This is a genomic window from Streptomyces sp. NPDC001020, from assembly GCF_053599115.1.
In genome coordinates, this window is sequence record NZ_JBSFLQ010000088.1 from 1,301 (window position 1) to 2,909 (window position 1,609).

At 56.2% G+C, this 1,609-nt stretch carries 1 rRNA gene (only partly in view); it reads right to left on the bottom strand.

The window, feature by feature from the left end:
• Positions 1 to 1,609: ribosomal RNA gene (locus tag ACWDEX_RS36995) — 23S ribosomal RNA — on the bottom strand (it extends past both window edges: 1,279 nt to the left, 176 nt to the right).

The window sequence follows — 1,609 nt, forward strand, 5'->3', positions numbered from 1 at the left end:
AAGTTCCCTCACCAGACGTGGCCCCCCTTCTCCCGAAGTTACGGGGGCATTTTGCCGAATTCCTTAACCATAGTTCACCCGAACGCCTCGGTATTCTCTACCTGACCACCTGAGTCGGTTTAGGGTACGGGCCGCCATGAAACTCGCTAGAGGCTTTTCTCGACAGCATAGGATCATCCACTTCACCACAATCGGCTCGGCATCAGGTCTCAGCCTTGACGTGCGACGGATTTACCTATCACACGGCCTACACCCTTACCCCGGGACAACCACCGCCCGGGATGGACTACCTTCCTGCGTCACCCCATCACTCACCTACTAACCGCTTGGTTCAGCGGCTCCACCACTCCCCTCAACTCCGAAGAGATCAGGGCGGCTTCACGGCCTTAGCATCACGATGCTCGATGTTTGACGCTTCACAGCGGGTACCGGAATATCAACCGGTTATCCATCGACTACGCCTGTCGGCCTCGCCTTAGGTCCCGACTTACCCTGGGCAGATCAGCTTGACCCAGGAACCCTTAGTCAATCGGCGCACACGTTTCTCACGTGTGAATCGCTACTCATGCCTGCATTCTCACTCGTCAACCGTCCACAACTACCTTCCGGTGCTGCTTCACCCGGCAGACGACGCTCCCCTACCCATCACAACACCCGTTAAGGCTATATGCTGCAATGACACGACTTCGGCGGTACGCTTGAGCCCCGCTACATTGTCGGCGCGGAATCACTAGACCAGTGAGCTATTACGCACTCTTTCAAGGGTGGCTGCTTCTAAGCCAACCTCCTGGTTGTTTCTGCGACTCCACATCCTTTCCCACTTAGCGTACGCTTAGGGGCCTTAGTCGATGCTCTGGGCTGTTTCCCTCTCGACCATGGAGCTTATCCCCCACAGTCTCACTGCCGCGCTCTCACTTACCGGCATTCGGAGTTTGGCTAAGGTCAGTAACCCGGTAGGGCCCATCGCCTATCCAGTGCTCTACCTCCGGCAAGAAACACACGACGCTGCACCTAAATGCATTTCGGGGAGAACCAGCTATCACGGAGTTTGATTGGCCTTTCACCCCTAACCACAGGTCATCCCCCAGGTTTTCAACCCTGGTGGGTTCGGTCCTCCACGAAGTCTTACCTCCGCTTCAACCTGCCCATGGCTAGATCACTCCGCTTCGGGTCTTGAGCGTGCTACTCAAACGCCCTATTCGGACTCGCTTTCGCTACGGCTTCCCCACACGGGTTAACCTCGCAACACACCGCAAACTCGCAGGCTCATTCTTCAAAAGGCACGCAGTCACGAGAATGTGCAAGCACATTCCGACGCTCCCACGGCTTGTAGGCACACGGTTTCAGGTACTATTTCACTCCCCTCCCGGGGTACTTTTCACCATTCCCTCACGGTACTATCCGCTATCGGTCACCAGGGAATATTTAGGCTTAGCGGGTGGTCCCGCCAGATTCACACGGGATTTCTCGGGCCCCGTGCTACTTGGGTGTCTCTCAAACAAGCCGCTGACATTTCGACTACGGGGGTCTTACCCTCTACGCCGGACCTTTCGCATGTCCTTCGTCTACATCAACGGTTTCTGACTCGTCTCACAGCCGGCAGACTGTG